Source organism: Streptococcus mitis (assembly GCF_946190155.1).
GTDB lineage: Bacteria > Bacillota > Bacilli > Lactobacillales > Streptococcaceae > Streptococcus > Streptococcus mitis_CL.
The window spans coordinates 1-25,323 of sequence record NZ_CAMHZL010000012.1 but is presented as its reverse complement, the minus strand read 5'-3'; the positions used below and the strand labels follow the sequence as shown (position 1 = coordinate 25,323).

Sequence of the window (25,323 nt, the reverse complement as noted above, 5' to 3'; positions counted from 1 at the left end):
AGGATTTATTGTCTATTTGTAAAAACTGGTCTTTTCTTCCAAACTTCTACGATAGTCTTCTTCATAATCATAGAGAGGTGTTGGGTAGTCACCGTCAAAATAAGCGACACAGAGACCACCATTTGGTGCATCTGTTTCAATACCAATTGACTCAATCAACCCCTCAATAGAAAGATAGGTCAGACTGTCCGCACCAATGATTTGACGCGTTTCTTCAACAGTATGATTGGCCGCAATTAGCTCCTGACGGGTCTGGATATCAATCCCGTAGAAACATGGATAAGCTAGCGCTGGACTACCAATGGCAACGTGAACCTCAGTTGCACCCGCTTCTTTCAAGAGCTGAACGATACGACGAGAGGTTGTTCCGCGTACAATAGAGTCATCAATCATAACCACACGCTTGCCTTTTACAACGCCTGAAACAGCAGAAAGTTTCATCCGCACCCCTTGCTCCCGCAATTCTTGAGTCGGTTGGATAAAGGTACGTTGGGTGTATTGGTTCTTGATAAGTCCCATTTCATTTGGTAGCCCGGACTCTTCCGCAAATCCCATAGCCGCGCTGAGGGAAGAATTGGGCACACCGACCACGATATCCGCCTCGTGCTTGAATTCACGCGCCAATTGAGCACCCATACGTTTACGTGCTGTATGGACATTGACACCATGAATGTTAGAATCAGGGCGAGCAAAATAGATATACTCCATAGAACAGATTGCTAACTGAGTATCATCTGTATAGCTATCATACTGGATTCCCTTGTCATCAATGATCACAATCTCACCTGGCTTCAAATCACGAATCCATTCAGCACCAATAACCTCAAAAGCACAGGTTTCAGAGGAAACCACCACCGCTCCGTTGGCCATTTTCCCGATAGAAAGGGGACGGAAACCATTTGGGTCAAGAGCCGCAATTAACTTATCCTCAAACAGCAAGATATAGGCAAAACCACCTTTAACTAGGCTGAGCGCCTCCTTGATTTTGCCCATCAAGTTCGGATTATGGCTGCGACGAATGAGGTGAGCCAAGATTTCCGAGTCCGAAGTCGCGCTGAAAATCGCGCCTCTTTGTTCCAGTTCTTTCTTGAGAGAGGCTGCATTGGTCAGATTCCCATTATGAGCCAAGCCAAACTGCATATCGTGAAAACGGAAGAGGAAAGGCTGGATATTATCTACAGAAGCTTCGCCAGCAGTCGCATAACGCACATGCCCAATCGCACCAGTTCCCGTCAATTTATCCAAATTAGCAGGATTTCTGAAGACTTCTGATAAAAGTCCCATGTCACGATGGCGCTTCAATTGTCCCTGATCGTTGGAGAGGATTCCTGCCCCCTCCTGACCACGGTGCTGAAGACTATGGAGACCAAAATAGGTCAATTTAGCAGCATCTGGATGTCCCCAGATACCGAAAACACCACATTCTTCATTAAGAGATTTTACTTCGTATGTCATTTTATATACCTAATTTTTATTTGTGTAGCACCAAGAGCTAAATCTACATGACTTTTACATTACTGCTACTATCTATTAGAACATCTGCAAGTCTTATTTTCCAGTAAAGTATTTAACCGCTGACGCGAACAGGTGCTGGTCTTTATTGCCTGGGATATTTTGGAAAAGACCGTCTTCATAACGTTCTGAGTGTCCCATCTTACCGATGATTTGGCCGTTCTTGCTGGTAATTCCTTCGATGGCATGGACAGAACCATTCGGATTGTACTTAGAATCCATACTTGGTTTTCCATCAAAGTCAACATATTGGCTGAAAATTTGTCCATTGTCACGGAGTTCAGCGAATTCCTCAGCCGTCACGACAAACTTCCCTTCACCGTGTGAAACAGGAATAGCATGGATATCGCCCACTTGCACCCCAGCTAACCATGGTGAGTTGATGTTGGCAATACGGGTTTCCACCATCTTGGCCACGTGTTGGTTGGCATCATTGTAGAAGAGGGTTGGACTAGTACTGCTAGCATCTTCAAAGTTTCCGTATGGAAGAAGACCTGATTTGACCAAGGCCTGGAATCCATTACAGATACCAATAATCAAGCCACCACGGGCGATAAAGCTATCAATAGCTGCACGTACTTTTTCATTGAGCAGGATGTTGACGATAAACTTGGCTGATCCATCTGGTTCGTCCGCAGCTGAGAATCCACCTGCAAAGAAGAGAATGTTAGCCTTGCCGATATTGTCAACCATGGTTTCAACTGACTTGACAATGGCTTCTTCATTCAAGGTCACAAATGGCACCAAGTTGATCTCTGCACCTTCTTTTTCAAATGCCTTAGCTGAGTCATATTCTGAGTTGGTTCCTGGAAAGACTGGGATATAAACCACAGGTTTTTCAACCTTTTCTTTTGCTTGGATGACTGTGTTAGTAGCGACAGCTGATACTTCAGCTAGTTCTTTGGCTTGGACAAACTCTGTTGGGTAAACTTCTTCCAATTTGCCTTGGAAGGCACTGTCAAGTTTCTGTCCATCTAGCTTCACACCGTTGACAGTCAGTGTAAAGGCTGCACTTGTTTGACCGATTTTCTCTACTCCAGCAATTTCTTCAGGAGAGGTAAAGACAAATCCGCACAATTGTGCTGTCAAAGAACTTTCAAGTTCAGACAAGGTCACCTCTGCACCGATATGATTTCCAAAGGTAGCAAGAGCCAAACTTTCAACCACACCGCCGTATTTGACAGCTAATGCAGATGTTACTTTGTAAGCCTTTTGGATAGCTTCAAACTTGGCAAAGTTAGCTTTAATCAAGTCAAAATCAATCTCTGCTGAGAGGGCTTGACCTGGAATATAGTAGATATTTTCCCCAGCATTCTTGAACTCTGGCGAAAGCACCTTACGGCTATCTGCCGTCGTCACCCCAAAAGCGACCAAGGTTGGCGGTACTGTCAATTCTTCAAAAGTACCAGACATGGAGTCCTTACCACCGATGGATGGTAGACCAAGCTGGATTTGTGCTTCTATAGAGCCTAAAAGAGCAGCTACTGGCTGACCAAAACGCTCTGCTTGCTTGTCCATGCGCTCAAAGTACTCTTGGTAAGAGAAACGAGCCTTAGACCAGTTGGCACCAGTAGCAACCAAACGAGCAGTTGCTTCGATCACCGCATAGGCAGCACCGTGGTATGGAGACCATTCAGCTACATATGGGTTGAAACCTTGAGCAATGACTGACGCAGTATGAGTCACACCGTGTTGAACTGGCAATTTCTGCACAGATGCCTCAGTTGGTGTGAGCTGGTAACGACCACCAAGTGGGTGATTAACCGTTGAGCGTCCAACAGAGCAGTCAAAGATAGTCTGTAATCCTTTTTGACTCGCATGGTTGAGGTCAGATAGAACCGTAAGGGTATCTGCTTCAAGTGTGTCAGCAGATGTTTGACGTTCTTCTGGAAGCTTGACATTCTTGTCCACGACCTTAGCATCGACGACCACACGTACCCCATTGGTGTCAAGGAAACGACGTTCCAAGTCGACAATGGTTTCACCATTCCAGTGCATGACTAGATTTGGTTTTTCAGTTACTGTCGCAACAACAACAGCATCAATATTCTCTTTGTTACATTCCGCAACGAAGGCATCCACATCTTCAGGACGAACCACCACAGCCATCCGTTCTTGTGATTCAGAGATGGCAATTTCGGTACCATTCAAGCCTTGGTATTTAAGAGGAACCTTGTTGAGGTCGATTTCAAGACCGTCTGCCAATTCACCGATAGCCACACAGACACCACCAGCACCAAAGTCATTAGATTTCTTGATAAGACGAGTGACATCACCATTACGGAACAGACGTTGAATCTTGCGTTCTTCGATAGCATTCCCTTTTTGAACTTCAGCTCCAGCAGTTTCTACAGACTCAACCGTTTGAACCTTAGAAGAGCCCGTCGCACCACCGACACCATCACGTCCAGTCTTACCTCCAAGGAGAATAATCACATCTCCCGCTTCCGGTTTTTCACGGACAACATTGCCCTTAGGAGCCGCTCCGACAACCGCACCAAGCTCCATGCGTTTAGCTACAAAGCCTGGGTGGAAGTATTCACGAACATAGGTCGTCGCAAGCCCAATTTGGTTACCATATGAAGAATAACCATGAGCCGCTGTTTTAGAAATAACTTGTTGTGGCAATTTCCCAGCGCGAGTTTCAGAAATCGGTGCTGTAATGTCACCCGCACCTGAGATTCGCATGGCTTGGTAGACATATGAGCGACCTGACAATGGGTCGCGAATAGCACCACCGATACAAGTAGCCGCTCCACCAAATGGCTCAATTTCCGTTGGGTGGTTGTGAGTTTCATTCTTGAACATTAGGAGCCATGGCTCTTTCACACCATCAACATCCACTTCGATTTCTACTGAGCAAGCATTAATCTCGTCTGACACTTCCATATCATCCAAACGTCCATTGGCACGCTCATAACGACCGAAAATAGTGGCCATATCCATCAAGGTTTGTGGTTTTTCAGAACGCCCCAACTCATCGCGCATAGTGATATATTTGTCATAGGTTGCCTGTAATTGTTTTTGGAATTTAGAAGCTGAAAAGTCGATGTGTTTCAACTCTGTCTCAAACGTCGTGTGACGGCAGTGGTCAGACCAGTAAGTATCCAAAACCTTGAGCTCTGTCTCAGTTGGCACGCGCCCGATTGACTTGAAGTAGTCTTGGATAAAAAGCAAATCATCCACTTCCATGGCCATCCCTTGCTCGGCCTTGTAGCGAGCAAAGTCTTCTGCTGTATAGTTTTCAAAGAAAGTCAATTTAGGAATGGTCTTGTCTGACTCTGAAAATTCTTGCTTGGCAATCCCTGTCATGATGTCCTTGAAACGAGAATCAACTGGATTGAGCAGATAGTTCTTGACTGCTTCCAACTCAGTCGCATCAATATCTTTATTCACCAAGTAAAGTTGGGCTGTATTAACCTTTACATCACTTGAACTTCCTAGTAAAAGCAAGGCTTCCTGTGAAGAAGCTGCACGCTGATCAAACTGCCCTGGTAGGCTTTCAATGGCAAAGAAAGCATAGTTGGCAAGATCCGCCTGCACAGCTGCTTCATCCAAGACATGGTCTGTCACCTGCTCAGAGAAAATGTGTTTCTCTGCAGGCGCAAACAGGTCCTCTGCCAAGTCAAATACATCATACACTTGCACGATGCGAATACTTTTCAAAGTTGAAAGCCCCAAGTTATGCTGGAGTTCTCTAACCAAACTCTCTGACTTGACCTGAAAATCAGCCTTTTTTTCAACAAAAATACGTTTATCCATCAATCCTTATTCCTTTATTTCAGCTCTTACAATGTTTCCAACGACTTTGAGGTTGTTATTTCAACCCCTGCAACTTCTCCCAAACAACTTCGTAAACGTCTGTTAGTTCTCCCAATCCCCTACGGAGTGAAAAGGTCTGTGGGACCTTTTCAGCCTGAGTCCTTTTAGTTGAGAGACGAAGGTTTTCCGTTGCAAACAGATTATTTCAAACCTTGCAACTTCTCCCAGACAACTTCATAAACGTCTGTTAGCTCTCCCAATCCTCTACGGAAAACATCCTTGTCCATGTGATTGCCATCCGCATCCCACAAACGGCAGTTATCTGGTGAAAATTCGTCTGCCAAGATAATCTTGCCATCCTTATCAAAACCGAACTCTAGCTTAAAGTCAATCAACTTAAGCCCAATCTCAGCAAACCAGCCTTTCAAAAGTTCATTAATACGACGCGTTTCTTCCTTCAAGTAGGCAATCTGCTGGTCATCCGCAATCTGTAGGAATTTCACATGCTCGTCATTGATAAATGGATCATCCAAATCATCATTTTTATAGTAAAATTCGACAATCGGAGTTTCAAATGCAATACCTTCGTCTACGCCAAAACGTTTTGAAAAGGAACCAGCCGTGTAGTTGCGAAGCACAACCTCGAGAGGAATAATCTCAACCTTTTTATTGAGTTGTTCTGTATCTGAAAGTTTCTCCACAAAGTGAGTCGCCACACCAGCCGCATTTAATTTCTCAAAAATAAAAGATGAAATCTGATTATTCAACACTCCCTTACCAGCAATCTGCTCCTTCTTAACACCATTGAAAGCAGTCGCTTGGTCCTTATAAGTTGAAATAATAAGATTTTCATCCTCAGTTGTATAGATATCTTTAGCTTTTCCCGAATAGATCAATTGTTTTGACATTTTAAAGTTCGCCTTTCGTATTACTTGAGCACATTCTACCATAAAAAACCTAAAATTACAAGAATTTAACCGAATAAATAATAATTGTGTGGCGGAAATCATAAAGAAAAAAACTGCAAGAAGAATCTTTCTCACAGTTTAAAAATCATTTAACTCTAAGAACACGAACATTACTCTTTGTTCAAAAATTGATCCAAATAATAACGTAGATAACTTTTCTTGCCCGTAATCATCTGCAGGCGACCTTCCACCCCATATCGAAGTTTTTCAGCCTGCTCCGAAGTTAGATTAGTCTCCGCCTCAATTTTAAAGAAATTCCCTTTCTCAGTCTTAGTCGCTGTCGCATCAATACTTGTAATAGTAGAATCTAGGAAAAGTTGATTCTTGGCATCATGAGTCGTAGTATAGCGAATAGAATCACCGATATTGATCCTTGCTACATCCTTTGAACTAAGATAAGCTATTAGTTTGGCTTTCCCTTCTTTTTCCAAGGACGGATAGAGTTGGGCTAGTAGAGTCCCCTCTGCTACCATGGTAGAATCACTGGTCTCAGAATTAAGATGAAGCACCCCATCCTCACTCGCCGTAATTTTCCCCTTATCTAAAAGATTTCCCTGTACCTTCTTACCTGACTCTGCCTCCAAGATTTTCTGGTCTAGAAGGGTCGATTCCTGACCAACCTTTGCCAAGTGTTGGGATTTGAGAGACTCCAATTGACTACTTAAGCCTGATGCATAGGCTTGTTGGGCACCCGAACCTGCATACTGGATACGGTAAGTAGCAAGACTAGATTCTAACTGAGAAAGCTGTGCTTCAACTTGCGCAACTGCTTGTGCCTTAGATTGCGGATTTTCCTCACCTTGAGACTTATAGGACTGGTAGAGAGAGTAGGCTAGATTCTGACTGGCCAAGGAAGCACCTGTTTCAATAGCTGACTTAGCTGTCTGGTAATCGCGAATTTTAGCCTCTGTTTGGCTGATGAGGTTGCCGATTTTAGCTTGGGTTTGACTAGCTGCTGCATTCTGGGACGCGATGGTCTCATTTTGTTGCGATGTACTAGCCCTAAGACTAGCCACTTGGCTGAGGTAGTCGCGAAAGGTGGCTTGGTAGCCAAATTTATCCTCCTCTGGAAAGTGGTTCTCCCCTTCTTGCAGACTCTTTTGCAAATACTCCAATTGCTTTTTTTGATCCTTGAGCATGTCCAACTGACTAGCATAGGCCTCCGCTTGGACACCCTCTGCCCCTTCCTGATATTGAACCAACAGTTCTCCCTTTTTTACCAGCTTATTTTCTTCCAAATGATTAACAAGAATGCGATTGTTGCTAGTTGACTGGATATTTGCCAGGATACGACTAGGCTCGACAGTAGCTCTAGTAGACAAACTCATCTCCTTCTCTGCAAATGTTGCAAAGCCAAGCAAAAACACGAGCAAAAGCGACATGGGGACAATCACCCGACTGGAAAAATTATGGTAACGACGATTATAAAACTCCGCACTTTCTAAAAATTCTGGTTTCATCCTCTCCTCTTTCTAGCTATTGACCAAATGGGCGTAAAATCCACCCTGTGCAAGCAAATCAGCATGCTTTCCTTCTTCAACAATCTTGCCCTGATCCAAAACAACCACCTTCTCTGTCCGCTCAGCAATGGTCAAGCGGTGGGCGATGAAAATCAAGGTCTTGTCTAAAGCCATAAGATTATCTACAATCCGCTTCTCTGTCAGAATATCCAAACTGCTGGTCGCCTCATCCAAAATCAAGACAGGCGCATCTGTCAAGAGAGCACGCGCCAGAGCAATTCTCTGACGTTGACCACCTGAGATTCCTGCCCCATCCGAAGTCAATTCCGTCTGGTAATTTAGTGGCATGCGCTCAATGTCCTCCCGAATCTCTGCCAATTCGACCGCCCGTAAGATATCTTCCTGTGTCGTTCCCTCCTTGGCTCCAAGGAGAAGATTGTCCAAAATCGTTCCGTTAAAGACATAGGGCTGTTGAGGCAGATAGTTAATATACTGGCGCAGGGCCTTTTTGTCAATCTGATTGAGATTGACACCACCCAGACTAATCTCTCCCTGACTTGGGTCGTAAAAATTAACCATCATTTTGGCCAAGGTCGTCTTACCTGATCCTGAAATCCCCACAAAAGCCACCTTAGAACCTTGGGGAATGGTCAAATTGATATCTGACAAAACATCTCGACCATAGCCATACTTGTAGGAAACCTGCTTAAAGTCCATATCTCCCTTCATCAAACTCAAATCCTCAACCGTTTTCTTCTCCTCAAACTCAGAAGCTACCAGATAAACCTCATTCAGACGGTTATTGGCAACTTGCGCTGTCTGAAGCTTAGTTTGCAGATTGATGATATTTGCCAAAGGATTGGTAAAGTAAACAAGCAAGGTATTATAGGTAATCAACTGCCCCAAACTCATCTTGCCATCCATGACCAGAACAGCCCCCATCCAGAGAATGCCGACATTGAGCAAGAGATGGGCAACTTTTTTCAGAGCCTTTTGCTGACTCTCTGCCCGACTATAGGTAAAGGATTTTTTCAGATAATCCACAAATTCCTTGTCAATCTTTTGGTAACGCTGACTCTCACTGGTCAAGGACTTGATAGTCTCAATACCGTTGATGTCCTCAATGATAGAAGAAGACAGAACCGCATTGGCTTCCATGGTATCCCGATTCATCTTTTCAAACGGCTTCATAAAAGCAAATATAATCACTGTGTAGATAGGAAGCGCCAATAAGGTCATGAAAAAGAGATTGGTATTTTGTGAAAATAAAACAAGGGAAATAATGACAACCGTTGACACATCTAGGAAAATCGAAAGAATGGTCGAAGCCAGCGCATCAATGATACTGTTGGCATCTGTAAAACGAGACACGATTTCCCCTGTCCTGCGTGTCGCAAAAAAGGACATAGGCAGGTGAAAAACATGCTTGATATAGGACAAAATCACATCAATCGATAAGCGTTGCCCCAAAACAAGTAAGAGATACTCCTGAGCGTAAGACAAGATCTGCTGAAGAATATAAACAATCACCAGCCCAATAGAAATAATCCCCAACGTCGAACGCATCTGATCTGGCACATAGGTATCAATGATAGACTGCAGATAATAAGAACCCACAATATTAATCACGGTTACCAAGAGCGTCGCCAAAACGATATTAGCAATCAAGCCACGCTGCTTCACTAATATAGGGATAAAAGAGAGCAGACCATTCTTTTGATCCTTATGAGGCTTGTAGTCTGGACTAGGTGCCATAAACAGAGTCACTCCTGTCCATTCTTCCGCAAAACGCTCACGTGGCAGTTTGGTCAATTTCACCCCAGGATCTGGATCGGCAATATGAATGCTATCCTTATCCTGCCCAGTCACCACATAGTAGTGGAGTAATTTTCCTTCCTTAAGCACATGAGCAACAAAAGGAAAGGTCAAATCTGGCAAGTCAAAGAGCGTCATATCCGCCTTAATTGCTCGCGTCTCAAAGCCAATCTCCTCTGCCACCTTGACCAAGCCCAAAGCCGTTGTCCCATCCATGGTTGTCTTGGCCAATTCTCGCAAGTGAGCCAAGGAATAATAGCTACCATAGTAGTCAAAAACCATGGCTAATGAAGCTACACCGCAGTCCATCTGATCCACCTGCGGACGATAGTGACGTTTCCCAAATTTCATATTCATCTCCTTTTCCTAATACTCAATGAAAATCAAAGAGCAAACTAGGAAACTAGCCACAGGCTGCTCAAAACACTGTTTTGAGGTTGTAGATAGGACTGACGAAGTCAGTCACATATATACGGTAAGGCGACGTTGACGTGGTTTGAATTTGATTTTCGAAGAGTATAAACTCATCTGGTAACAACTATCTTACCCTAATCACTAAACAAAAACTGGACTTCCTTCCCAAATGCGCCTATCTCCCTCCCAACTGCACTTTTCGGATAAAAAAATAGGTAGAACAAACGTCCTACCTAAAATATATGTTTATTTCTTTTTCTTCCTAATTCTTTTGTCAATCATATACAAAACGATAATCGAAAATAGCGGTGGTACAATATAACTCTTTTCACTTATTGTCAGCTGAAATCCCAGAGTTGCTAGTATCTTAAAGATGAAAATATTCATTAAAAATAGAAAAACAAATACTAAAAAATATTTTAAAATCTTATTCATTTTTTTCTTCAACTTTCCTAATTTCTACGCCTATTTTATCAAAAATACATGTAAAACTCCAAATAAACACCTCAATTGCACTTTCTTGGCAAAAAATAGGCAGAACAAACGTCATGCCTAAAATATGTATTTATAAAGATTAAATTGTCAAATAGGATGTTGATTTACACTCTCAGCAACATGCAGCTCCTCTTATCTTGTTTCTTGCTATTCTTTACTTTTGACGACTTCTACCACATCTCCTACACTTTGGAGTTGGTCAATTTCCTCATCACTGATTTCGATATTAAATTCATCTTCCAGTGTCAAGATAAACTCCATCAAGTCAACTGAGTCCGCATCCAAATCGTCTTTCAGACTCAAGGATTCTGTCACGACAAAGTCCTCTCCCTGTCGCTCTTGGATAATGGTCACAATACGGTCAAAAATTTCTTTTTCTGTCATCTCTTTTATTCTCCTGAAAATTCACGCGCAGTCTGGGCAACTACGTCTGTTTCTAGCATGGTACGAATCTGGCGAATCGTACTATAAACAGCCTTGGCATCGCTTGAGCCATGAGTCTTGACAACTGGTGCCTTGACACCAAACAAGACCGCTCCACCAACATCTGAGTAGTTGAGCTGTTTTTTCAAACCTCTGAGGCTGTCCTTGAGAAGGAGGGCACCTAGTTTCGCTCGAAGTCCACCACCCGTGATAGAGTTCTTGAGCAAGCCCATGATTCCCATGGCTGTCCCTTCAATGGATTTGAGCACAGCGTTTCCCGTGAAACCATCTGCCACGACCACATCCGCAACGCCATTCATCAAATCACGTGCTTCCACATTTCCGATAAAGTTCAAACTTTCATCAGCCGCCAGTAATTCATAAGTTTCCTTACGAAGCGGGTCACCCTTACTACTCTCTGTTCCGTTATTGAGCAAACCAACACGTGGTTGCGCAATGCCACGAACATTTTTAGCATAGAAGGAACCTAGAACCGCGTATTGATGGAGGTGCTGGGCTGTATTTTCCGCATTAGCACCGAGGTCTAGCATGTCAAACCCCTTCCCATCTACAGTCGGCAAAGTCGACATAAGTCCAGGACGATCGATGTTCTTTATACGACCCACGATGAAAAATCCTGCTGCTAGTAAAGCACCTGTATTCCCAGCTGAGAGCACAGCATCTGCTTCACCCTCTTTGACAGCCTTGGCTGCCAATACCATACTGGCATTTTTCTTCTTCCGAATAGCTCTCGTAGGTTCATCGTCTGAATCAATCTTCTCATCTGTATGGATAATGTTGACGCGCTCTGTTGCTGTTAAATATTGCTTGATTTTAGCTTCATCTCCGTAGAGTTGAACCTCGATATCTGAAAAGTCAGCTAGGGCTTGATTGACACCCTCAACGATGGCCTGAGGTGCGTAATCGCCCCCCATGGCATCTACTGCGATTTTTTTCATTTCTTTTCCTCTTTTAGTAATTGTCCCCAGTCTGCTAGGGAATCAATAAATTTCTTTGATTTTAGGTGAATCCCAACGTACTCTTCGTAGAGTTGATCCATAAATTGGCGTAGCTCTTGCTTGATTTCAGGTTTGAGCGAAATGGCCTCCAAGGTCTCAAAATCAATAGCTTGAAATTGATTGAGCAGATAGGGGATATTGGGATTGAGATGGCAACGTCTCTCATCTTCATGATAATGATCTGGACAGAGGCAGGCTCCATATTTGAAAGAAAAGTCAAAAGCCTGACCAACCCGATGGCAAAAAACACACTCATTAAAATTGAGACTAATTCCAAATCGAGTCAAGATTTGGATTTCAAAAATATTGGTCAAGACTTGATAATCCAAACCTGATTCCATCAACTCCAAAGTCTTTTGCAAAAAAGAAAACAAGGGAGCATCCGGCTGATTGTCCTGCAAACTAGCATCTGCAAGAGCTGCCACGTAGGTCGCATAAGCCATGACAAAGAGGTCGCTATTAATCTTGGGAAAAGTCATCACCTCATGATAGTCCTCAATGTAGCTAAGCCCGTCATCATTGATTCGCAAGAGAAATCGTGCCAGCACCAAGGGCTGAATAACAGGGGCCAGCTTAGACTGACCAGCGTGTTTGACGAAAAACATCCGCTTACCAGCCTGCTCTGTAAAAATCTTGACTAACTTGTCATCCTCCCGAAAATTGCGATTGTAGAGCACCAAGCCTTGACTCGTGATAGACTGAATCATGCTTCTCTCATATACTCCTCAAGTCGTTTCATGGCTTCTTTTATAGTCTCCATGCTAGCCGCATAAGACAGGCGAACATAACCTTCTCCATAACGCCCAAAGGCCGCACCAGGGATAAAGGCAACAGCCTTCTTCTGAGCAAAATCCTTCAGAAAAGCAAAAGAATCTTGATTGTAGCCCGCTGGAATCTTAGCAAAGATATAGAAGGCACCGTCTGGTTTGATAATCTCAAAACCAAGAGCAGTCATTTTCTCGATAATATAGTCCCGACGCTGGATGTATTCCTTCTTCATAGGTTCCGCATCGTTTTTACCAGCCGTCAAGGCTTCCACCGCAGCATGTTGAGCCATAGTATTTGCGGCAGTAACCAAGTACTGGTGACTCTTAATCAACTGAGATGTAAAGGCTGCAGGAGCGAAAATCAGTCCCAAACGCCAACCTGTCATGGCATGCGATTTAGACAAACCATTGATAATAATAGCCTGGTCTCTCAACATAGTTCCTAGAGATACATGGGCTTCCCCTGTGTAGGTCAATTCTGAGTAAACCTCATCACAGACAACGAAAATTTCGTACTTGCGTAAAACAGCTGCCAAGGCTTCCAACTGCTCCCGACTATAGGTAATTCCTGTCGGATTAGCTGGATAGTTGAGAATAACCACCTTGAGATTATCACCTTGCTCCAAAATGGCCTTCTCCAACATCTCAGGAGTCAAGACAAAACCATTTTCAGTTGTGTCAATCTCGACAATCTCTGCCCCAACTAGATTGACAATTGGCTCATAACCCGGATAAGCAGGAGCTGGCAAGAGCACCTTGTCTCCCTCTTCCAAAATAGCTGTCAAAGTAGCAGATAAAGCCTCTGTCGCCCCAATTGTAACCAAGATTTCATTTTCAGGAGCATAGTCCAGTTGGTACTTTTCCTTAACAAAGTCACTGGCTGCCTGACGTAGAGTCAGCAGGCCACTCATCCCTGTATAGTAGGATTGGTTCTGGTCAATCGCTCGCTTGGCCGCCTCCTTGACATGATCTGGCGTTGTAAAATCAGGTTCCCCCAAGGTCAAACGCAAGACCCCAGGAATCTCCGAAATAGCCTGGTCAAACTGACGAATCAACGAAACTTGAATCTTATCTAACTGTTTATTAAAGCGCTTAGTTAAGTCCATAGATACCTCCTACTTTCAAAACGTATCTCTATTATACTACAAAAGCCCCCCGACCGCAAAAATACATGATAGAATAACTTTCCACTTTCTATTTTACTTTTCCTCTTTACAGGTCTATAATGGTAACAGATTCTATTTGGAGGTTTTTATGTCATTTCTATCAAAAAATGGAGCAGGCATCTTGGCCTGCCTTCTCATTTCCATCGTATCTTGGTACTTAGGAGGATTCTTCCCCGTTATTGGCGCGCCTGTCTTTGCAATTTTCATAGGCATGCTCCTACATCCCTTTCTCTCGTCTTATAAACAACTGGATGCGGGATTGACCTTTAGTTCCAAGAAATTGCTCCAGTATGCCGTTATCTTGCTTGGTTTTGGTCTCAATATCTCGCAAGTCTTCGCAGTTGGGCAATCTTCGCTCCCTGTCATCCTGTCCACCATTTCAATAGCCTTGATTGTTGCCTACCTCTTCCAGCGCTTCTTTGCACTGGATACAAAACTGGCTACCTTGATTGGAGTAGGTTCTTCCATCTGTGGGGGCTCTGCCATTGCAGCGACAGCGCCCGTTATCCATGCCAAGGAAAAGGAAGTAGCCCAAGCCATCTCCGTTATCTTTTTCTTCAATGTCTTGGCTGCGCTCATCTTTCCAACACTAGGTACCTGGCTTCATCTATCCAATGACGGCTTCGCCCTCTTTGCAGGAACTGCGGTCAATGATACTTCCTCTGTAACGGCTACCGCCAGCGCCTGGGACAGTCTCTACCAGACTAATACCCTCGAATCCGCAACCATTGTCAAACTCACACGTACTCTGGCTATCATCCCCATCACTCTCTTTCTCTCCTACTGGCAAAGTCATGAACAAAAAAATAAGCAAGGCTTACAACTGAAAAAAGTCTTCCCACTTTTTATCCTTTACTTTATCCTTGCATCTCTCCTAACCACCCTCCTGACCTCTCTCGGTGTATCCAATAGTTTCTTTACCCCTCTCAAACAACTCTCCAAATTTCTCATTATCATGGCCATGAGTGCTATCGGACTCAAAACAAATCTGGTCGCTATGGTCAAATCCAGTGGAAAATCCATTGTTCTCGGAGCCATCTGCTGGATTGCCATCATCCTCACCAGTCTTGGGATGCAGACCCTTATCGGCATTTTCTAATACTCTTCGAAAATCTCTTCAAACCACGTCAACGTCGCCTTGCCATAGGTATGGTTACTGACTTCGTCAGTTCTATCTGCAACCTCAAAACGGTGTTTTGAGCAGCCTGCGGCTAGTTTGCTCTTTGATTTTCATTGAGTATAACACAAAAGGTAGCCCACCAGCTACCTTTTTCTTATGCTTCATCAATCAAGCGAGTATGTTCTCTCTTGATACAACGATTCATCACGATGTCATCGCATCCACCAGCACGCAAGATTTCTTCCGCTTCTAGACTTTCAAGTCCCAACTGTGCCCAAAAAATCTTAGCATCAGCCTTGAGAAAATCACGCGCCACATCTGGCAGAAACTCGCTACGACGGTAAACATTGACAATATCTACAGGAAAAGGAATCTCTGCTAGACTAGCATAAGCCTTTTCACCCAATATTTCACCACCTGCTACCTTGGGATTGACTGGGATGATTTTATAACCCCGAGCCTGCATTTCCTTGGTCACTCGATTGCTCGTTGTTTCTTCACGGTCTGACAAGCCCACCACAGCAAGGGTTTTACTCGTTGCGAGATACTGACGAATCACGCCATCACTTGGATTGATAAATTCTTGACTCATAGAAATCCTCCTTTTCATCAGTATAGCACATTTTGAAAAGGCTTGCAGATTTTTAATATAAAAACCTCCTAGCAGTTCATTCACTTCTGCTAGGAGTATGTTTTATTCTAAGTGAAAACTTAAATCTTTTTCTCAATACTGAAAAGTGGAGAAAGTGGGCGTTTTTCATGGATACGCACAATAGCATCTCCTAGAAGATGAGCGATTGAAATCTGCTCAATCTTATCAATCAAACGCTCTTCTGGCAGATAGATGGTATCCAAAACAACCAATTTCTTAATAGCTGATTTTTGGATATTGTCCATAGCAGGGCCAGAAAGAACTGGGTGCGTACAGCTTGCATAGACTTCAACAGCACCAGCTTCTGCAAGGGCATCTGCCGCATGACAAATCGTTCCAGCAGTATCAATCATATCATCAATCAAGATACAAGTCTTGCCTTCTACCTTACCGATGATGTTCATGACTTCACTGGTATTCATCTTATCAACACTACGACGTTTGTCAATGATAGCAATAGATGTTTTCAAAAATTCTGCCAACTTACGGGCACGAGTCACTCCTCCATGGTCTGGACTGACAACCACATAGTCAGAACCAACCATACCACGACGCTCAAAATAATCCGCAATCAGAGGAGCCCCCATCAAATGATCCACAGGAATATCAAAGAATCCTTGAATCTGCGCAGCATGCAAGTCAATTGTCAATAAACGATCCACTCCAGCTACTTCAAGCATATTTGCGACAAGTTTTGAAGTGATTGGCTCACGCGCTCTCGCCTTTCTATCCTGACGTGCATACCCATAGTAAGGCATGACAACATTGACAGATTCTGCACTCGCACGCTTCAAAGCATCTACCATAATCAAAATTTCAAGCAAATTGTCATTTACAGGCGAGCTAGTTGATTGTAGGATAAAGACGTGTTTCCCACGGATTGATTCTTCAATGTTAACCTGAATCTCTCCATCTGAAAATTGGCGAACACTTGATTTCCCCAACTCTATCCCAATCTCCTGCGCCACACGTTTTGCCAATTCTTGATTAGAAGAAAGGGCAAACAGCTTTAAATCAGAAAAAGACATGATTTCCTCCGGTATATATGTATCGCTTGTGCTTTTCACAAGATTTTTCCATTTACCATTGTAGCGCTTTTTGCACTATTTTTCAATCAAAAATAAAAGAAGGGCACCATATTTGTACCCTTGCATCATTCTTTTAAAAAATATTCTAGTTCATCAACTCATTGTGCTTCTCAACAAAGCGATAAGCCTGATAAAAACCATAGAGAGTAATAGCCATAACCACTGGAATCGCTAAAGGCAACTCTGTCTCTAATTCCACAAAAGGGGAGTTAAACAAGAAATGAGTTCCCAAGGCTAAAGCTAGGAAAATAAGCCCCTGTTTCTTGCCAACCTTCTGTCCTTTATAGGCTCTGTAAAGCAAGTAAACACCTACTACAGCTAGACCTGAAAAAGTCCAGTGAGAGGCAATTCCTGAGATGATACGCTCTAAAATTCGCGAAATAGTAAAGTCAAAGCCCTCTGGCAAATCCGTACGAATATAGCCAATATCCTCAATCATTTGGAATCCCAAACCAGAAGCAATCCCAAGTAAAAACAAAGATTTTAATTTTCGCACAGGAATAAAAGCTAAAACAAAAACAAGTGGCAATAATTTCAAGGGTTCTTCTACCAAAGGAGCCACAATAGCACTTTCAAAGGCATTTAAAAATACACTATCTGGGAAAAGAGCACCCAGTAAATCATGGATATAGGTATTCGCAAAGCTAGATAACCAGCCTGAAAGGAACATTCCTCCCAATAAAGACAAGATCAAGGAGTTCTTTGGCAATTCCCATTTTTTCCCAATACGGAAAAGGAAATAAAGAGCCGGAATCATATAAAAGAGAGCTAGAAAGATAGAAACTCCCATTAGTCCATATTCCGCACCTGACATAGAACCGTCCGTATAGTAGATGGTTTCATACTGTACACCAATACATAGCAATAAAATAAAAATAAATAAAATACTGTTTTTCTTCATACACTTTCTTTCTAAATAAAGTATTTATAATTCTACGACTGTCATACTTCCTGTATCCACATCGTAAATAGCACCAGAGATAATGACATCATCTGGTATTAGTGGAGACTCGATAAGGAGTTGCATATCCTCGCGTACACTCTCCTCTATATCTTGGAAGGGCAAGAAGTCCTGGTCTGACACATCGATACCTAGTTCCTCTTTCAGATACTCCTGAAAAGGACCATTTTCAAATGTCTGAGCACCACAGTCTGTATGGTGCAATACCACAATCTCTCTTGTCCCCATTTGTTGCTGGGAAATAACTAGCGAACGAATCATGTCCTCAGTCACTCGACCACCTGCATTCCGCAAGATATGAGCATCCCCAAGTGCCAAGCCCAGAGCTTGCGCAACGTGCAAACGTGAGTCCATACAGGTTACAATGGCTACTCTAGTTTTGGGTTTAAGTGGCAGATTTAACTGCCCATGTAGGGCAACATAAGCCTGATTGGCTTGCATAAACTGTTCAAAATACGACACGATTCCCTCCTCAAAAATTTGATAGTCAAATATTTCTCCTATCTTATCATTTTTAAGAGGATTTGTCACGGATTATGCAAAGACCTTTTTCAAAACTTCCTGAATCGTTGTCACGCCAATGACCTGAATTTCCTTGGGCGGAGTGATTCCTGTCAAGGAATTCTTCGGTACATAGATTTTTGTAAATCCAAGTTTAGCAGCTTCATTAATGCGCTGCTCGATACGATTGACACGGCGAATCTCTCCAGTCAAGCCTAGTTCTCCTACAAAACATTCCTGAGGATTAGTTGGCTTGTCCTTGTAGCTCGAAGCAATGGCAACTGCAACAGCTAAGTCAATGGCAGGTTCATCCAATTTGACACCACCAGCAGATTTGAGATAAGCATCCTGATTTTGCAAGAGAAGACCTGCCCGCTTTTCCAAAACAGCCATAATCAAGCTAGCACGGTTAAAATCAAGGCCTGTTGTCGTACGCTTGGCATTTCCAAACATGGTCGGTGTTACCAAAGCCTGAACCTCCGCCAAAATCGGACGCGTCCCTTCCATGGTCACAACGATTGATGAACCAGTTGCTCCATCCAAACGCTCTTCTAGGAAAACTTGACTCGGATTGAGTACCTCAACCAAACCGCCCGACTGCATCTCAAAAATCCCAATTTCATTGGTAGAACCAAAACGGTTTTTGACCGCTCTCAAGATACGAAAAGTATGGTGACGCTCCCCTTCAAAGTAAAGCACCGTATCCACCATATGCTCCAACATACGTGGACCAGCCAAGGTTCCTTCCTTGGTCACATGACCTACGATAAAGATGGCAATGTTATTGGTCTTAGCTAGCTGCATGAGCTCAGCAGTTACCTCACGCACCTGAGAAACAGACCCCTGCACCCCTGAAATCTCAGGAGACATAATGGTTTGGATAGAGTCAATAATGAGGAAATCTGGCTGGATTCTCTCTATCTCTGCGCGAACACTCTGCATATTGGTCTCTGCATAGAGATAAAACTCGCTATCAATATCTCCCAAGCGCTCTGCTCGCAGTTTAATCTGCTGGGCAGACTCCTCCCCACTGACATAGAGAACTGTCCCCACTTGAGACAACTGGGTTGAAACTTGTAGGAGAAGGGTTGATTTCCCGATCCCAGGATCCCCACCGATGAGGACGAGACTGCCCGGTACCACTCCTCCACCAAGTACACGGTTGAATTCCTCCATCTCGGTCTTGGTTCGATTAACATTGATAGAAGTTACCTCAGCCAGTTTCATGGGCTTGGTTTTCTCACCTGTCAAGGACACACGCGCATTCTTGACCTCGGCAACCTCAACCTCTTCTACAAAAGAAGACCAAGATCCACAGTTAGGACAACGTCCCAGATATTTAGGGGAATTATACCCACAATTTTGACATACAAATGTCGCTTTTTTCTTTGCGATGATAAACCTCTTTCTATTAAAAATAATCTATAAAAAATATTTCTTTAAACGATGACCAAAATCTTTTTTCTTCTAACTCCCCTATTTGAAAAGCTCTATACTGAAAATTTATTAAAACATTGTACACAAATCTTCTATCATAGGTGAATAAATCTAATATGATATAGATGACAAATAAGAACACAACAACTATAATCAAAACTGAAAATAAAACTTTTATCCAGTCTATTACTATAGACTCAATTGATAATCCTTTAAAATAGTTTAATAGTTCTGTTTCTGAAATATTCTTCGTTAATAAATCAAATATTTTTGAAAATAATGTTGAAACTATGGATAAAAGAGCAATCATAATTGTTGCAAAAATTCCCATTCCCCACTTTATTAAATCTCTTGTAGAATTGATTGATTTTTTAATTTCTTTTAAAAGCTTATCAATATCCTCTGGTGTTAAAATGTTATTTTGATTATATTGTATCGCAATGTTTATTACTTTATTTTTTCTAAATATTGCGAAACCACGATAAATGAAAAAAAATATTAGTACGTTTAAAAAAACTGTATTTGAAGCATATGAATTAGAAGATACTAAATCCACAACATAAAGTATTAGAAGTAAAAGTAGAACAACTTCAAAAAATTTGAATCCTATATCTTCCCACCAGTTAAACTTCCTTCTTAGCCTAGATCTCACTTCAAAATATAACCCTGACATACTTCCCCCCATTTTTTCATCAAAAGTATTCTGACTCATAAAGACTTCATCTTAATGCCCTGTCGATCCAAATCCACCAGTTCGAATACCATCAGCCACATCTCCATCTGCAATTAAGAAAGGAGCAAAGACAGCCTGGACAACACGTTCTCCAACTTCAAGAACAACTTCTTGATCTGTGATATTCTTCATCTGAGCAAAAATATGCCCTTCATTCCCAGGATTTCCATAATAATCCCCATCAATGACCCCAACCGAGTTAATTAAAACCAAGCCCTTCTTACGAGGGTTTGAAGAGCGATCATAGAGATAGAGAACCTCAGTTGGTTGCATATAAGCCTTAACCCCTGTCGGAACCAATACAATCTCTCCTGGTGCAATAACCGTACGCACAGCAACCTTTAAGTCGTAACCAGCCGCATGCGCTGTTTCACGCTTGGGCAATAAATTTTCATCTGTAAAACTAGAAACCAATTCAAAACCACGAATTTTCATCATCTTCTCTTTTCTATTATCATTTATTCTAGATTATTCTATCTTATTTATTCGGAAAAAGCACGAAAAAAAGAGCACACAATTCAAATCGCTTAGGGCTGCTGGATTCCTCCCCTGACCCGCTTCACGCAGAACTGTTGCTCCACTATTTATTATATCACATTCCTATTCATTTTAAAAGCAAAATTATTTTTTCCGTCTATTTCTAAAAAAGTCCTGCATAATAGCTGCGCATTCATCTTCCAAAATTCCCGTTTCAACCTCCACACGATGATTGAGACGCTCATCTGTCAAGATATCGTACAAACTCCCAGCAGCGCCAAATTTCTGGTTTTTAGCCCCATAGACCACGTTTGGAATACGGGCGAGTCCAATTGCCCCACTACACATAACACAAGGCTCAATGGTCACAAAAAGCGTGCAATCAAGCAAGCGCCAGCTCTCTTCACTCAGATTCGCATTCTCTATGGCCATAATTTCCGCATGCATAACCGCTCGCTGCAGTTCCTCACGCGCATTATGCCCACGGCCAATGATTTCTCCGTCCTTGACAATCACACAACCAATTGGAATTTCATCGTGTTCAAGAGCAATCTCAGCCTCTTTCAATGCCTCTCTCATAAAGACTTCTTTTTCTTCAACTGTATAATTCATCAATTTCCCTTTTCCTACTTATCGATTTTATTATTATATCATGATTCCCGAGACAAAAAAAGCCACCGAATGCGGTGACTTTATAGGGAGATTATTATGAAAAAGAAAAGTTTAGGATATTTGTTACAACAAGTTAGGAGGTCTTCTTGTAACTGTCTATAGTATACCCGACCTAACTTAAACAAATCTTAAAAATCTCTTAGGACCAAACACTTTCTAAAATATTGGTTTGTTCACGACCAGGACCTACTGAGAAAGTAGAAATACGAACGCCAACCAATTCACTCACACGACGAACATAATTTCGCGCATTCTCAGGAAGATCTTCCAAATTACGAACTCCAGTAATATCTTCTGACCAACCTGGCAACTCTTCATAGATAGGCTTGCAACGTTTCAATTGCTCAAGACTAGCTGGATAGTAGTCAATACGTTGACCATCAAGATCATAGGCCACACAGATTTTCACAGTATCTAAACCACTCAAAACATCGATAGAGTTCAATGAAAGATTAGTAATACCAGAAACGCGACGGCTATGGCGCATCACAACTGAATCAAACCATCCCACACGACGTGGACGACCAGTTGTTGTACCATATTCATGACCGACTTCACGGATACGTTCTCCCACTTCATCAAACAACTCAGTTGGGAAAGGACCGTCTCCTACACGACTCGTATAGGCTTTACATACACCAACAACCTTGTCAATCTTACTTGGACCAATACCAGAACCAATCGTAACACCACCAGCCACAGGGTTTGATGACGTAACAAATGGATACGTACCTTGGTCGATATCTAGCATAACACCTTGTGCACCTTCAAAAAGCACACGCTTACCATTATCAAGCGCATCATTCAAGATAACAGATGTGTCTGTCACATATTGCTTGATTTGTTGACCATATTCGTAATATTCTTCAAAAATATCATCAAAAGCAATCGCTTTACTATCATACAATTTTTCAAAAAGACGATTCTTTTCAGCAAGGTTACGTTCTAAACGCTCACGGAAAATGTCTTTATCCAAAAGATCTGCGATACGAATCCCAACACGAGCAGCCTTGTCCATATAAGCTGGACCAATTCCCTTGATTGTAGTCCCAATCTTATTGTCGCCCTTAGCTTCTTCTTGCAAACGGTCTAACTCGATATGGTAAGGTAAAATGACATGGGCACGATCAGAAATACGCAAGTTATCAGTTGTCACACCTTCCTCATGAAGATAGCTCAACTCTTTTACAAGAGATTTAGGATTTACAACCATACCGTTTCCAATAACAGAGATTTTTTCAGGGAAGAAAATTCCAGATGGAATCAAGTGCAATTTAAACTTCTTACCATCAATAACAATCGTGTGGCCTGCATTATCACCACCTTGGTAACGTGCAATCACTTCTGCATTCGCTGAAAGGAAGTCTGTAATCTTCCCTTTACCTTCATCACCCCATTGGGTACCTACAACAACAACTGAAGTCATAATCTTGTCTGAGCCCTCAGGCTCTTCCTTTCTCACATACATGGCAGGACTCTCACCTGCAATTATATCTTACAATTTATTATAAGAAAAAATCGCCTTTTTATCAAGAAGAAACAATAGAAAGATTTGCTATTTCCAACTATTAAAAAATGATTTAGAAAAATAACCAGCTATTTATTATTATATTTCTATAAAAAAGTAAATTTGTTCGGAAATTAACTCATACTGTCTCAACAAGCAACAAAACCTTGTTTCATTATCAATTTTTCAAGATACAAACGATAAGCAACACGATAATGGTAAACGATAAAATCCCTACGACACCCAATGCCATATCTAACTAAATAATAAATCAAAAATTTAAAATGAAAATGTTCCCAGTCCCAATTATTACCAAAGAAAGTAGCATACTCTTCTTCGATACTGTCATAGAAATCAGTCATCTGATCATAAATATTTTGTAGCATAAGCATACACTCCTTTACTTTTTATGATTTTATTCTAACAAAAAATTATAAACAGTTATTATAAAATCCTGAATTGCTCAAATACCAACCTCAAAAAGATAACAAATAGGAAAAGTTGACAGAATAGGAAGAAATTTACTACCTAAATTAGACTATTATAGATCTTATTAACTGTGTTAAATACTAAAAGAGACTGAGGTAAAAATCTTAAATTAAGAAAAACGCATATTATCAGGCATTATAATGTACTGACCCCAAAAGGTTAGACAATTAATTTATCCAAAGGATTTAGTTCTGTATTGTACAGGGCTAAGTCCTTTTAGTTTTACCTTAATTCGTTTATTGTTGTAGTAATCAATATAGTCTACAATAGCTTGTTCCAATTGCTTAAGCGACTGAAATGACTTCTCATAACCATAAAACATCTCCGATTTCAGAATGCCAAAGAAGGACTCCATCATACCGTTGTCTGGGCTGTTACCCTTACGTGACATGGATGCTTGAATTCCCTTACTCTCTAGGAACCGATGATAAGAATCGTGTTGGTATTGCCAACCTTGGTCACTATGGAGAATCGTATTCTCGTAGTGTTTCTCTGTGAAGGCCTGTTTCAACATCGTTTTTACTTGTTCTAAGTTGGGTGAAGTTGAAAGATTATAGGCGATAATTTCGCTATTAAAGCCATCTAAAACTGGTGATAAGTAAAGCTTTTGAGTACTTGCTGGAATGGCAAATTCTGACACATCTGTGTAGCACTTTTCCATTGTTTTAGAGCCTTCAAATTGACGTTGAATAAGGTTATCTGCCTTCTTGCCAACGTCTCCTTTATGGGAAGAATATTTTCGTTTCTGTCGCATTTTAGCTTGTAAATTGAGTACTTTCATCAAGCGTTGAACTCTTTTATGATTTACCAGATAACCACGATTTCTTAGTTCTAAATGAACCCGACGACAACCATAATTTCCCTTGTGTTCGATAAAAATGGATTGAATTTCAGCTTTAAGCTCTTGGTTCTTATCTGGTTTGTCTAGCTGTTTCAAGTGATAGTAGTAGGTCGAACGAGCTAGTTTAATGGCTTTTAGAAGAATATCTAACGAAAACTCAGTCATTAATTCTTGAACAATTTCTGTCTTTCTTCTTTCTCTTTTTCCTCCTTCAATCGGAGTTCTCTCAACTTTTTTAGGATGGCATTCTCCGCTCTCAGGTACTCATTTTCTGCTTGAAGACGTTCTAATTCTGTCCTCTCTTCAGGTCTCTTTTTTGGCTTACGTCCCATTTTAGGTACTCTCCCTCTTGTTTTCTCAACAATAGTATACCCGTTTTTCTTGTATTGTGCTAGCCAGTTAAGAAGTATCGTACGACTTGGGAGGCCGTATTCAAGAGAAACTCTATCTTTAGTCCAGCCTTCATGTAAGACTTTATGAATCATTTCTTGTTTTAAATCAGGAGAATAGTAACGATTTTTTCCTTTTTTGACGAACTCTATTCCGTAACGATCAATCAATTTAATCATGTACCTAATATTAGAATTGTTTATCCCAAATTTATTTGAAAGCTTCTCTAAGCCATATCCTTGTTTTCTAAGTTCATAGATCTTAACTTTATTATTATAATAAATTAATTTCATAATAAAAATACCCCAAAAGTTAGATTATTTCTGTCTAACTTTTGGGGTGCAGTTCAAAGTTAGATTTTTCAGACTATTTTTTAAATCTTTCTCAAGGACAAATATAAAATCGTCAACACTTTGAAAACTTCAAAAAAAGGATTTTCATCGCTATAAACATCAAAAAAGAAAGGACGAAATGTGTCCTTTCTTGTTTTTCTTAACTACTCCGCCAGTAGGACTCGAACCTACGACATCATGATTAACAGTCATGCGCTACTACCAACTGAGCTATGGCGGATTAAAGCTAAGCGACTTCCATATCTCACAGGGGGCAACCCCCAACTACTTCCGGCGTTCTAGGGCTTAACTTCTGTGTTCG

At 41.7% G+C, this 25,323-nt stretch carries 22 protein-coding genes, 1 tRNA gene, 1 other RNA gene and 1 pseudogene; 1 reads left to right on the top strand and 24 read right to left on the bottom strand.

The features are described from left to right. Positions 1–12: 12 nt before the first annotated feature. From purF to N8O80_RS08735, 11 genes and pseudogenes are all read right to left on the bottom strand, one after another. Entirely contained in the window at positions 13–1,455 is a 1,443-nt protein-coding gene (gene purF, locus N8O80_RS08780) for an amidophosphoribosyltransferase (RefSeq protein WP_261027942.1), read from the bottom strand. A 93-nt stretch (positions 1,456–1,548) separates the two neighbouring features. Then, the gene (locus N8O80_RS08775; protein ID WP_261027941.1) at positions 1,549–5,274 is read right to left on the bottom strand and encodes a phosphoribosylformylglycinamidine synthase; all 3,726 of its coding nucleotides are present in this window, start codon (positions 5,272–5,274) and stop codon (positions 1,549–1,551) included. A 55-nt stretch (positions 5,275–5,329) separates the two neighbouring features. Further along, a pseudogene (locus tag N8O80_RS09870) lies at positions 5,330–5,398 on the bottom strand (phosphoribosylaminoimidazolesuccinocarboxamide synthase); the annotation flags it as partial. Positions 5,399–5,474: 76 nt separating this feature from the next. Further along, positions 5,475–6,182: a phosphoribosylaminoimidazolesuccinocarboxamide synthase gene (gene purC, locus N8O80_RS08770; protein ID WP_000043282.1), complete on the bottom strand. Its 708-nt coding sequence runs from the start codon at positions 6,180–6,182 to the stop codon at positions 5,475–5,477. Positions 6,183–6,352: 170 nt separating this feature from the next. After that, positions 6,353–7,702, bottom strand: a complete 1,350-nt coding sequence (gene comB, locus N8O80_RS08765; RefSeq protein WP_261027940.1) for a competence pheromone export protein ComB — start codon at positions 7,700–7,702, stop codon at positions 6,353–6,355. A gap of 12 nt (positions 7,703–7,714) precedes the next feature. Continuing rightward, the gene (comA, locus tag N8O80_RS08760; RefSeq protein WP_261027939.1) at positions 7,715–9,868 is read right to left on the bottom strand and encodes a peptide cleavage/export ABC transporter ComA; all 2,154 of its coding nucleotides are present in this window, start codon (positions 9,866–9,868) and stop codon (positions 7,715–7,717) included. A 309-nt stretch (positions 9,869–10,177) separates the two neighbouring features. Further along, positions 10,178–10,366, bottom strand: a complete 189-nt coding sequence (locus N8O80_RS08755) for a hypothetical protein (RefSeq protein WP_261027938.1) — start codon at positions 10,364–10,366, stop codon at positions 10,178–10,180. 207 nt (positions 10,367–10,573) lie between these two features. After that, positions 10,574–10,810 (bottom strand): acyl carrier protein, encoded by a 237-nt coding sequence (locus tag N8O80_RS08750; RefSeq protein WP_000136444.1) that lies wholly within the window; start codon positions 10,808–10,810, stop codon positions 10,574–10,576. Between the two features lie 5 nt (positions 10,811–10,815). After that, on the bottom strand, positions 10,816–11,808 hold the full coding sequence (gene plsX / locus N8O80_RS08745; RefSeq protein ID WP_261027937.1) for a phosphate acyltransferase PlsX: 993 nt from the start codon (positions 11,806–11,808) through the stop codon (positions 10,816–10,818). Continuing rightward, complete coding sequence (gene recO / locus N8O80_RS08740) at positions 11,805–12,575, bottom strand: DNA repair protein RecO (protein ID WP_261027936.1); 771 nt, start codon at positions 12,573–12,575, stop codon at positions 11,805–11,807. The genes plsX and recO overlap by 4 nt, the downstream gene beginning before the upstream one ends. Next, positions 12,572–13,741, bottom strand: a complete 1,170-nt coding sequence (locus N8O80_RS08735; RefSeq protein ID WP_261027935.1) for a pyridoxal phosphate-dependent aminotransferase — start codon at positions 13,739–13,741, stop codon at positions 12,572–12,574. Before N8O80_RS08735 ends, recO begins: the two co-directional genes overlap by 4 nt. A gap of 148 nt (positions 13,742–13,889) precedes the next feature. Between N8O80_RS08735 and N8O80_RS08730 the strand changes: the two genes are divergently transcribed. After that, positions 13,890–14,900 (top strand): YeiH family protein, encoded by a 1,011-nt coding sequence (locus tag N8O80_RS08730; RefSeq protein WP_261027917.1) that lies wholly within the window; start codon positions 13,890–13,892, stop codon positions 14,898–14,900. Positions 14,901–15,075: 175 nt separating this feature from the next. Here N8O80_RS08730 and N8O80_RS08725 read toward each other — a convergent pair whose 3' ends face one another. The 13 genes from N8O80_RS08725 to N8O80_RS08660 form a co-directional block, all read right to left on the bottom strand. After that, on the bottom strand, positions 15,076–15,513 hold the full coding sequence (locus tag N8O80_RS08725) for a CoA-binding protein (RefSeq protein WP_261027915.1): 438 nt from the start codon (positions 15,511–15,513) through the stop codon (positions 15,076–15,078). 119 nt (positions 15,514–15,632) lie between these two features. Beyond that, positions 15,633–16,601 carry a ribose-phosphate diphosphokinase gene (locus N8O80_RS08720; RefSeq protein WP_033682853.1) on the bottom strand — a complete coding sequence of 323 codons (969 nt, stop codon included), beginning with the start codon at positions 16,599–16,601 and terminating at the stop codon, positions 15,633–15,635. Positions 16,602–16,746: 145 nt separating this feature from the next. Continuing rightward, on the bottom strand, positions 16,747–17,562 hold the full coding sequence (locus N8O80_RS08715; protein ID WP_261027913.1) for a PrsW family intramembrane metalloprotease: 816 nt from the start codon (positions 17,560–17,562) through the stop codon (positions 16,747–16,749). Between the two features lie 24 nt (positions 17,563–17,586). Beyond that, positions 17,587–18,084 (bottom strand): beta-class carbonic anhydrase, encoded by a 498-nt coding sequence (locus tag N8O80_RS08710; RefSeq protein WP_084953712.1) that lies wholly within the window; start codon positions 18,082–18,084, stop codon positions 17,587–17,589. Between the two features lie 72 nt (positions 18,085–18,156). After that, entirely contained in the window at positions 18,157–19,542 is a 1,386-nt protein-coding gene (radA, locus tag N8O80_RS08705; RefSeq protein ID WP_419991864.1) for a DNA repair protein RadA, read from the bottom strand. Then, a complete protein-coding gene (locus N8O80_RS08700; protein WP_004269964.1) occupies positions 19,535–20,272 on the bottom strand; it encodes a hypothetical protein in 738 nt (245 codons plus the stop codon). The genes radA and N8O80_RS08700 overlap by 8 nt, the downstream gene beginning before the upstream one ends. 12 nt (positions 20,273–20,284) lie before the next feature. Beyond that, positions 20,285–20,728 carry a dUTP diphosphatase gene (locus N8O80_RS08695; protein WP_261027989.1) on the bottom strand — a complete coding sequence of 148 codons (444 nt, stop codon included), beginning with the start codon at positions 20,726–20,728 and terminating at the stop codon, positions 20,285–20,287. Positions 20,729–20,784: 56 nt separating this feature from the next. Then, positions 20,785–20,882: signal recognition particle sRNA small type (gene ffs / locus N8O80_RS08690), an RNA gene on the bottom strand. A 32-nt stretch (positions 20,883–20,914) separates the two neighbouring features. After that, a complete protein-coding gene (gene tadA / locus N8O80_RS08685) occupies positions 20,915–21,382 on the bottom strand; it encodes a tRNA adenosine(34) deaminase TadA (RefSeq protein WP_173253439.1) in 468 nt (155 codons plus the stop codon). Positions 21,383–21,581: 199 nt separating this feature from the next. Then, a complete protein-coding gene (locus N8O80_RS08680; RefSeq protein ID WP_261027988.1) occupies positions 21,582–22,868 on the bottom strand; it encodes an adenylosuccinate synthase in 1,287 nt (428 codons plus the stop codon). Positions 22,869–23,098: 230 nt separating this feature from the next. Continuing rightward, the gene (gene comW, locus N8O80_RS08675) at positions 23,099–23,335 is read right to left on the bottom strand and encodes a sigma(X)-activator ComW (RefSeq protein WP_120770749.1); all 237 of its coding nucleotides are present in this window, start codon (positions 23,333–23,335) and stop codon (positions 23,099–23,101) included. Between the two features lie 275 nt (positions 23,336–23,610). Beyond that, a protein-coding gene (locus tag N8O80_RS08670; RefSeq protein ID WP_120770750.1) for an IS3 family transposase occupies positions 23,611–24,962 on the bottom strand; the annotation gives its coding sequence in 2 pieces (ribosomal slippage) (positions 23,611–24,518 and positions 24,518–24,962; 1,353 coding nt in all). A 206-nt stretch (positions 24,963–25,168) separates the two neighbouring features. Beyond that, positions 25,169–25,242 (bottom strand) — tRNA-Asn (locus N8O80_RS08660). Between the last annotated feature and the right edge of the window lie 81 nt (positions 25,243–25,323).

Excerpts from the sequence above, each read along its gene's own strand:
- purF (WP_261027942.1), bottom strand. The coding sequence starts at position 1,455 with ATGACATACGAAGTAAAATCTCTTAATGAAGAATGTGGTGTTTTCGGT.
- N8O80_RS08775 (WP_261027941.1), bottom strand. The coding sequence starts at position 5,274 with ATGGATAAACGTATTTTTGTTGAAAAAAAGGCTGATTTTCAGGTCAAG.
- purC (WP_000043282.1), bottom strand. The coding sequence starts at position 6,182 with ATGTCAAAACAATTGATCTATTCGGGAAAAGCTAAAGATATCTATACA.
- comB (WP_261027940.1), bottom strand. The coding sequence starts at position 7,702 with ATGAAACCAGAATTTTTAGAAAGTGCGGAGTTTTATAATCGTCGTTAC.
- comA (WP_261027939.1), bottom strand. The coding sequence starts at position 9,868 with ATGAAATTTGGGAAACGTCACTATCGTCCGCAGGTGGATCAGATGGAC.
- N8O80_RS08755 (WP_261027938.1), bottom strand. The coding sequence starts at position 10,366 with ATGAATAAGATTTTAAAATATTTTTTAGTATTTGTTTTTCTATTTTTA.
- N8O80_RS08750 (WP_000136444.1), bottom strand. The coding sequence starts at position 10,810 with ATGACAGAAAAAGAAATTTTTGACCGTATTGTGACCATTATCCAAGAG.
- plsX (WP_261027937.1), bottom strand. The coding sequence starts at position 11,808 with ATGAAAAAAATCGCAGTAGATGCCATGGGGGGCGATTACGCACCTCAG.
- recO (WP_261027936.1), bottom strand. The coding sequence starts at position 12,575 with ATGATTCAGTCTATCACGAGTCAAGGCTTGGTGCTCTACAATCGCAAT.
- N8O80_RS08735 (WP_261027935.1), bottom strand. The coding sequence starts at position 13,741 with ATGGACTTAACTAAGCGCTTTAATAAACAGTTAGATAAGATTCAAGTT.
- N8O80_RS08730 (WP_261027917.1), top strand. The coding sequence starts at position 13,890 with ATGTCATTTCTATCAAAAAATGGAGCAGGCATCTTGGCCTGCCTTCTC.
- N8O80_RS08725 (WP_261027915.1), bottom strand. The coding sequence starts at position 15,513 with ATGAGTCAAGAATTTATCAATCCAAGTGATGGCGTGATTCGTCAGTAT.
- N8O80_RS08720 (WP_033682853.1), bottom strand. The coding sequence starts at position 16,601 with ATGTCTTTTTCTGATTTAAAGCTGTTTGCCCTTTCTTCTAATCAAGAA.
- N8O80_RS08715 (WP_261027913.1), bottom strand. The coding sequence starts at position 17,562 with ATGAAGAAAAACAGTATTTTATTTATTTTTATTTTATTGCTATGTATT.
- N8O80_RS08700 (WP_004269964.1), bottom strand. The coding sequence starts at position 20,272 with ATGAGTCAGAATACTTTTGATGAAAAAATGGGGGGAAGTATGTCAGGG.
- N8O80_RS08695 (WP_261027989.1), bottom strand. The coding sequence starts at position 20,728 with ATGAAAATTCGTGGTTTTGAATTGGTTTCTAGTTTTACAGATGAAAAT.
- tadA (WP_173253439.1), bottom strand. The coding sequence starts at position 21,382 with ATGAATTATACAGTTGAAGAAAAAGAAGTCTTTATGAGAGAGGCATTG.
- N8O80_RS08680 (WP_261027988.1), bottom strand. The coding sequence starts at position 22,868 with ATGACTTCAGTTGTTGTTGTAGGTACCCAATGGGGTGATGAAGGTAAA.
- comW (WP_120770749.1), bottom strand. The coding sequence starts at position 23,335 with ATGCTACAAAATATTTATGATCAGATGACTGATTTCTATGACAGTATC.